Source organism: Arthrobacter sp. 05L45_2 (genome assembly GCF_056397525.1).
In genome coordinates this window covers 1-7,268 of sequence record NZ_JBFTNO010000158.1, presented here as the reverse complement: position 1 = coordinate 7,268, position 7,268 = coordinate 1, and the positions used below count along the sequence as shown (strand labels likewise).

At 68.1% G+C, this 7,268-nt stretch carries 7 protein-coding genes and 1 riboswitch; of the genes, 4 read left to right on the top strand and 3 right to left on the bottom strand.

Annotated features, from left to right (window positions below; genetic code table 11):
- The 3 genes from AC1DHD_RS12095 to AC1DHD_RS12085 form a co-directional block, all read left to right on the top strand.
- The coding region (locus tag AC1DHD_RS12095) for a DUF5129 domain-containing protein (protein ID WP_476879948.1) at positions 1-1,378 on the top strand (1,378 nt) is incomplete at its 5' end.
- Between the two features lie 85 nt (positions 1,379-1,463).
- Positions 1,464-1,841 carry a cupin domain-containing protein gene (locus AC1DHD_RS12090; protein WP_476879947.1) on the top strand — a complete coding sequence of 126 codons (378 nt, stop codon included), beginning with the start codon at positions 1,464-1,466 and terminating at the stop codon, positions 1,839-1,841.
- 54 nt (positions 1,842-1,895) lie between these two features.
- Positions 1,896-2,453, top strand: a complete 558-nt coding sequence (locus tag AC1DHD_RS12085) for a dihydrofolate reductase family protein (RefSeq protein ID WP_476879946.1) — start codon at positions 1,896-1,898, stop codon at positions 2,451-2,453.
- 82 nt (positions 2,454-2,535) lie between these two features.
- Here AC1DHD_RS12085 and AC1DHD_RS12080 read toward each other — a convergent pair whose 3' ends face one another.
- The gene (locus AC1DHD_RS12080; RefSeq protein WP_476879945.1) at positions 2,536-3,288 is read right to left on the bottom strand and encodes an NlpC/P60 family protein; all 753 of its coding nucleotides are present in this window, start codon (positions 3,286-3,288) and stop codon (positions 2,536-2,538) included.
- A gap of 4 nt (positions 3,289-3,292) precedes the next feature.
- Positions 3,293-3,458, bottom strand: a riboswitch (cyclic di-AMP (ydaO/yuaA leader).
- Positions 3,459-3,659: 201 nt separating this feature from the next.
- Between AC1DHD_RS12080 and AC1DHD_RS12075 the strand changes: the two genes are divergently transcribed.
- A complete protein-coding gene (locus AC1DHD_RS12075) occupies positions 3,660-3,914 on the top strand; it encodes a hypothetical protein (RefSeq protein ID WP_476879944.1) in 255 nt (84 codons plus the stop codon).
- Here AC1DHD_RS12075 and AC1DHD_RS12070 read toward each other — a convergent pair.
- Together AC1DHD_RS12070 and AC1DHD_RS12065 are read right to left on the bottom strand one after the other, a co-directional pair.
- Positions 3,881-4,528 (bottom strand): DNA alkylation repair protein, encoded by a 648-nt coding sequence (locus AC1DHD_RS12070; RefSeq protein WP_476879943.1) that lies wholly within the window; start codon positions 4,526-4,528, stop codon positions 3,881-3,883. The genes AC1DHD_RS12075 and AC1DHD_RS12070 overlap by 34 nt on opposite strands.
- A 72-nt stretch (positions 4,529-4,600) precedes the next feature.
- A partial coding sequence (locus AC1DHD_RS12065; protein ID WP_476879942.1) for an Ig-like domain-containing protein occupies positions 4,601-7,268 on the bottom strand: 2,668 nt, incomplete at its 5' end.

The window sequence follows — 7,268 nt, the reverse complement described above, 5'->3', positions numbered from 1 at the left end:
GTTCGCTGTTGCGCCGGTCGGCGTCGTCGTGGAGGACAAGGCCGGGGTCCTGGACCGCAATACGCTGCTCCCGGCCGTGCAGCAGATCGAGTTCTACCAGCCCACCACCGTCGCCATATATACGTACAACGGCAGCGCGGCGGACAATCTGAATGAGGAGGTCCTGCGCTTCGCCCGGGCGGAGCACCCGGACTGGATCAGCAAGGACGGCCAGAAATGGGCCGACGGCCTGTTCATCTTCGCGCTGGATCCGGTGGCCCGACACGTCGGGACCTACATGGGCGAAGACCGGAAGGTATCCCTGGAGCAGCGCACCGACATCCAGGACGCAGCCAAGGAACTGCTGCGCGACGCACAGTGGACGGACGGGACCATTGCSGGCATYCGSCGCGGCGCGGAGCTAATCAACCAGCCCTGGTAYCGYTCCACCGCCTTCCTGGTCACSGCCTGGAGCGCCGCAGGAACGGTGGTTGCCGGTGCGGGCGCCTGGTTGCTGGTGCGGTGGCGCACCCGGGTGGGCAGCCGCAAGGAAATAGCCCGCGGTGACGCAAACTACTCCAACGTCAGCATGGACCTGCAGGTGACCGAGCTCAACGCGGGCACCATCCCGGCGTCCTCGCGCTACGGCAGCACGGTGCTGGAGAAACACCGCACCTTCCTGAGCCGCTATAAAGCCGCCACGGGCCTCGCCAACCAGGTACACGCGCTGACGTCCCGGGAACTATCGCGCAGTCCCGGCCTGGCGCTGGCCCGGGAGTACGCCGATGCGGCCGCGGAACTCGATGCCCTGGACGACGTCATCGCCGACACAAACGCCCTGCTGAACCGCGGGTCCACGTGGGCGACGGCGTGGGACCGTCAACTGGCACCGTTCCGCAGCGACCTGGCCGGCATTGAGGGCATGCTCGCCAAGGGCCACGGTGAAGGCGATTCCGCGACGGCCGCTTCCCTGCGGTCCTTCCGCGACGCCAGCCAGCGGGACATGGAACGCTGGACCGCAGACCTCGCGGACGGCACCATCACCCCTGAGACGGCGCTTGACCGCTTGCGCGACGCCAGGACTGAACTGTCCGGGCTGCTCAAGGCCCACGCCGACACGGTAATCGCGGGCTATGCACGCAATGACCGGGAGGCCGAGCTCATGCGGACGCAGATGGAGGAAGCGCAGGAAGGAACGGGGAAGAAGCAACGGCGCAGTTACGAGCCAAGCATCCTGGGCACGGTGTATCCGTCGTACTACTTTTTCTCGGTCCCCACCTTTAATACTGGGCTCAGCACCGGGGTTTCCAGCGTCAGCTCAGCCCGGGGCGGAAGCACCACGGGATACGGCGGCTCGGGCGGCAGTTTTTCCGGTTCCGGGAGCTCCTCCAGCTTCTAGGAAAGGTGTATCGACAACCGGCGGCCAACCGARGATTCTTGGCTCCGTAAGCAGTTAAATTCCCTGAGCGAAAAGAGGGAGTGCAATGTCCACCAACGTTGTCACCCAGCTGCAAGTAAAATCCCACAATTCCCCTGATGAAAAGCGCCGGCCGGACAAGAGCGAGATCGACATCGTGTCGGTCGGCGACTACACCATCGGCCGGCTGAGTTTCGAGCCGGGATGGCGCTGGTCCGAATGCATCAAACCCGTGGTGAACACCGATTCCTGCCAGAACAGCCACGTTGGCTTCTGCGTGTCTGGCAAGCTGACTGTCGAGACCACCGACGGCGGCCGGATCGACATCGCCGCCGGCGACTCCTACACCATTCCGCCGGGCCACGACGCCTGGGTTGAAGGCGGCGATCCGTTCGTCGGGGTTGAGTTCCTGAGTGCGGCCGCCTACGCCAAATTACCGGACTAGGCACCACCCGCACGGCCCTTCCCGTAGCGGCGGGGCCACGGGTACGCTCGGGCCATGCGGAAGATCATCGTAGCGATGCAGGTTTCCCTGGACGGCTTCTTCGAGGGACCGGACGGCGACATTGGCTGGCACATGGTCGATGACGAACTCCACGGCTACTTTAACGACCAGCTAAGCACCATGGGGGCGTTCCTGGATGGCCGGGTCACCTACCAGCTGATGGCCGACTACTGGCCGACGGCGGACCAGGACCCGGACAGCTCACCGCGGGAGGTCGAGTTTGCCCGGATCTGGCGTGACATGCCGAAAATCGTCTACTCCCGGACCCTCCGGGAAGCCGGCTGGAACACCACGGTGGTGCGCGACGTCGTTGCGGAGGAGGTGCTGGCGCTCAAGGCCGAGCCCGGCGGGGACCTGGCGCTCGGCGGCGCGGAACTTGCAGACACTTTCCGCCGGCACGGACTGATCGACGAGTACTGGATCTTTGTCCATCCCGTCCTGCTGGGCCGGGGTAAGCCGTTGTTCAAGCCTGCGGAGGGCAGGACGGCAATGGCCCTCGCTGAAACCCGCAGGTTCGGCAACGGCGTGGTCCTGCTGCGGTACGGCAGCTAGGCGTTCAAAACACCAAAAGGCCGGCGGCCGGGTGCCCGAGGGCAACCGGCCGCCGGCCTTGGAAAGAGGCCTTGCGCGGTAATTAGGCGCCGGCGCGGACGAACGTCACGCTGCCGGTGGCGGTGAGCCACGACAGGGGGTGCTTGATGGTCTGGTTGCTGCCGTTCATGCCACCACTGATGGCCTGGCCGTCGCCGGCGTAGATGGCCACGTGGCCGGACTGGACGATCATGTCGCCAGGCTGCGGGGTGCTGACAACCTTGCCGTAGTTCATGAACTGCTGCGGACCAAGGTCGCCCACCGGGATGCCGGCTGCGCCCAGGGCCTTTTCGACCATGGCGGTGCAGTCCTGGGTGATACCGATCTGGCTGTAGGCGGCCGAGAGCATCGCGGCGTTGACTCCGCCGGCTGCCGGGGCAGGTGCGACTGCAGCCTTTGCCTGGACCGTGATCTGGGGTGCGGCCGGAGCCTGGGCAACCACAGGGGCGGGGACGGCGGCGGGAGCCGGTGCCGCAGCCACGGGCTTCGGCTGTTCGATGACGGGTGCCGGCGTGGTGGCGACTGCCGGGCGGTCGAAGCTGATGCGCACGGCGGAGTCCGCCGAGACGGGCGCCGAAACCTTGCTGCCGACGTCCACGGAGGATGCCGGGGCGGCGTCACGCTCGGCCGGTGCGGTGGCGGCGTTGGCGGCCATGCCGCTGGTGAGGACCAGGCCGGAGGCTGCGAAGATCACCGCGGCCTGGCGGCCGATGGTGCCGGACTTGACCGAGAATGCTGAACCCCGCCCGGCGGTTGCGTCGGAGCGATGGCGCGCAGAAGTAATGCTTGAAGACATGAATGTTGCCTCTCCCAATGCCTGCGAGGTGAGCTGTCGGATTCGGATGGGAGGCACCCGGCCGCGGGCCCGTCTGAAACGGRCGCTGTGCGGCTTCACCCCAAGACCYGCTAARASYGCAGGTCRAAAGTGGTTTCCCCGTCTCTGCCAGATGGTTGCATTCGGATCCCGGGCCGCGGCAGAGTTAGGCAATCGGCTCGGGAGCGCCCGTATCGGATACAAACAGGCACCCATCAACGGTAACGACTCCGCGCCGGATTGTCACATTCAGGTAACGGGACCGTGTTGTGGCGGCAAAATTTCCCTACGTCCGGGTGCCCCGCCGCGCATAGGATGAAGGCATCCAGCGTTCCCGGAGCGGAGGCCCGAACATGACCAGTCCCTGTGTGGCAATCTGCCAGCTGAGCGACCAGCCCCGGGAGGATTTTGATGTCAACACCGAATTGCTGGTCCTGGAAGGAACCGAGATCCATGTCGGCACCTGGGACGCCGAGCCGCGTGACGGGGGCTTCGATGTGCACGTCCTGAACGACCGGGTGGACGCGCTGGGGTTTATGGTGGTCACGGACTGGCAGTTCCTGGACGGGAAAGCCTACGCCGTGGTGGAGCGCCGGCCCGGCACGTAACCGCTCTTCGCCTTTTCCGTACCGCCCGTTTCGACTGCTTCCCGGACCAGCCCGGCGTCGTCCGCGGTCCCCGTCCGGGCCAGCCCCGCCTGCCGCTGCCAGCGGTCCCAGTCGCCGTCCCCGGCCCGGAGCCCGCGGAGCGGGGCCAGCAGGGCGGCCCGCCGCAGCCAATCGTCCGGATCCTGCAGCCAGCGGCCCAGCACGGCCTCCGCGCGGGAACGGTTCTGGCCGGCGAGGCCTGCGGTGAGCGGCCCGACGACGTCGGTCGCCAGCGGATCGGCCAGCTCGCGCAGGCGCGCGGTCCGCAGGAAACCTTCGATCCGGGTCAGGTCCGAGTTATCCAGCACCGGAAGGCGGGACTGGAGCAGGACGACGGCGGCGAACCGGCGCTCGAAGACGGGCGCCTCCCACAGTTCCGAGCAGAGGGCGGTGATGTCGTCATGGCTTAGGTTCCGGTACCGCCGCAGTGCGTCCCGGACCGTTCCCCGGATGGCCCCGACGGATGAACCGTAGCTTGCCAGCCCGGTCCCGAAACGGGCCCGGGCCTCCTCCGCCCGCTGCCACGAGCCCTCCCGCTGCAGGGCCGAGTCAATGAATTCACCGGCCTCGCTCATGGGTCCATTCTGTCGTGCCGCCGCCGGGGTGTGCCGCCGCTGCGGTGCGCCGCGCGGCGGCCGTGGCCCGTCTCAGCCGGTGACCAGCCTGGTTGTCCGGTTCCAGGTCAGCCGGCCCCGCTGGAAGTCCGAGGCCCGGCCGACGGTGACCGCGTACTCATCCGTGGTGGGGTACCCGAGCCGTCCGCTTTCCCTGCCCAGGGCAGTCCAGCGGCCGCGGATCGCGCCCAGGACAAAGTGGGCGCCTGTCTTCGCGGTCCAGTAGATGGACGATCCGGACGAGCCGGCGAAGTGGTTGTAGCGTCCCAGCCCGTCCGGGGTGCGGGTCTCGTCCTGCGTCGGATAACCGAGCGGGCCGCGCTCCCGGCCCATCGCCGTCCACTTGGCCCGGATGACCCCCACAATGTAGTGCGCCCCGGTGGCGGGTGACCAGTAGATCGAGGCCCCGCCCGAGCCGGAGAAGTGGCCGTACCGGCCGATCGTGTCCGGGGTGGTCAGCTGGTCAGTGGTCGGGAACCCGAGGATTCCGGCGGCCCCGCCCATGGCCTTGTAGCGGGCGTAGATGGCGCCGCCCACCCAGTGCGCCCCGGTGGCCTGGGACCAGCAGATGACGCCCTTGACGTAGTCCTGGCACTTTCCTGCCCCGACCGGGTACTCCAGGGTCAGCGACCTGCCCAAAACCGACCTCGGGTCGCCGGCGCCGGTCTGGTAGGCCTTCAGGGCGATGGGGTCATCGACGCCGGCCCCGGTGAGCATGACCTTCTGCGCGCCCTGCCCGTCGTCGGCGGTAATCAGGTAGTAGGTGTCCGCGGTTCCGGCCTGGCCGACCGCCGTGGGCTTGAACGTGACGCTCTGGTAGGCGGATTCACCCGCGGGGATCACGAGGCCTTCGGCGATGGGATTGGTGGTGGAGAAGACCCCGAGCGGCGCCTTCGCCTTGGTGATGGTCATTGGGATATTGCCGGTGTTCACAATCGTGAAGTCCCACGTGGCCGAGGTCCCGATCGGAACATTGCCGAACGCCAGGGACGGCGGGAGCTGCAGGTGGGCCGCTCCCGAGACGGCGGTGGCGTTCACGGGGACGGTCAGCGAGCCGCGGTTGGTGGTGACCACCAGCTGGTCAGTGACGGGGGTCGCCGTTGTGGGGCTGAACGTCACCGAGACAGGGACCGAGGTGAGGGGCTGGATGACCTGGCCCACCGCCGGAACCGTGGCGGGGTCGACGCTCAGGGATGCATTGGCCGGCAGGGTCACACCCGTAACGGTTGCAACGCTCAGGCCCGTGTTGACGACGTTGACCGTCTGCCGGCTGCTGGKTTGGGTCGGGACACTGGTGTACGTGAGCGTCGCCGGGGTGGCGCCCAGGCCTTCCTTGGTTCCTATGGCGTGGACCCCCAAAAGGTCCACCTCGCCGTCGGCCATGGTGACAGTCAGCGCACCGTCCGCCTGTCCCGGGGCCGCCGGCGCGAACGTCACCGGAACCGTCAAGCTTGCCCCGTTCGCCAGCGTGCGCGGCAGCGCCAGCGTGCCAATCCCGAACGGAGCGGCCGCCGTGACGGTCTGGACCGTGACGGCGCGGGTGGCGGTGATGGTCACGGTGCCGGTCTTCACCGTGCCGACCTCAGCCGTCCCGAGGTCTCCGCTGGCGGTGCCCATCGCGGACGTGGTCGGCGCGCCGAACCCGATGATGTGGCCGTCCCGCGTCCCGACGTAAACCCGGCCGTTGTCGGTTGCCACAGTTGAGAACTTGGCTGCAATGCCCAGCGGCGCAGTGAAGACCTGCTGGAGTTTGCCGGCGCTGTCCGGAAGGGCGCGGTAAGCCCGAAGCTCAGCTCCGGTACCGGTGGGGCCGGTGACGTAGACCGCCCACACCAGGGCKGTGGACGCGTTGGTGCCGTTGGAGGTTACGGACGGAGCCCCGGAGGTATAGCCGAACGTGCCTACGGAGGTCCCGACCGAGGCCAGCTGGATGCCGCCGGTGCTGCTGGGCAGGAGCTTATGCGCCCGGAGGTACCCCTTGTTCTCGACGGTGTAGACGTAGCCGCCGCTGGTGGTCCCAAGGAAGGCCGGCCGTCCCCAGACTCCGCTGTACGGCCCGGCCTCGTCGACGACCGCATCGGTACCGCCGGCCCCCTGCCCCATGCCGCCCAGGTTGTCCCGGTCCAGCAGGTAGACGCGCCCGTCCTTCCCGACCTGCACCAGCAGCCGGGGATGCGCTGCGGTTCCGTAGCCGGCCGGGATGGCGATGGGCGCACCGGATCCGAGGTCGGCGTCGTTCTGGTCCAGCTTGGCGTTGTTGGCGGGGCTGAAGAAGTCGGTGGGTTTGAGGTTGCCGTCGGCGCCGACGGTGAGCCGGACGACGGACTCGGCCAGCGTGGCGGGCGGGGTCTTCCCGGGACCGGCTTTCGGGGAGATGCCGTTGCCGGTGGAGAAGAGGATCTGGCCGGCGCCGTCGGAGACCAGTCCCCCGCCGGACTGCCAGATGCCGCCCTCCGCGCTGCTGTTGCCCGATTCGGTGGCCCACATGGTGGTCTGGCGGCCGGCGGTGGAAACACCGACGACGTAGCCCACGAAGGGCGCCCAGTCACAGTGGCTCGYGAAACCGGCGTACACAACCCCGCCCAGCAGCAACAACCCGGGCCGCTGCATGGCGGTCATGGCGTTGAACGGCCGGGTCGGGTCGTTGGTCGGGGCGCCCCCGATCAGGACGGGGAACCCGGGCCGTTCGGCACCCGTGGTC

What these genes read in the sequence shown, in the direction of transcription:
- AC1DHD_RS12090 (WP_476879947.1), top strand. Translation starts at nt 1,464, where the DNA reads ATGTCCACCAACGTTGTCACCCAGCTGCAAGTAAAATCCCACAATTCC.
- AC1DHD_RS12075 (WP_476879944.1), top strand. Translation starts at nt 3,660, where the DNA reads ATGACCAGTCCCTGTGTGGCAATCTGCCAGCTGAGCGACCAGCCCCGG.
- AC1DHD_RS12070 (WP_476879943.1), bottom strand. Translation starts at nt 4,528, where the DNA reads ATGAGCGAGGCCGGTGAATTCATTGACTCGGCCCTGCAGCGGGAGGGC.
- AC1DHD_RS12080 (WP_476879945.1), bottom strand. Translation starts at nt 3,288, where the DNA reads ATGTCTTCAAGCATTACTTCTGCGCGCCATCGCTCCGACGCAACCGCC.
- AC1DHD_RS12085 (WP_476879946.1), top strand. Translation starts at nt 1,896, where the DNA reads ATGCGGAAGATCATCGTAGCGATGCAGGTTTCCCTGGACGGCTTCTTC.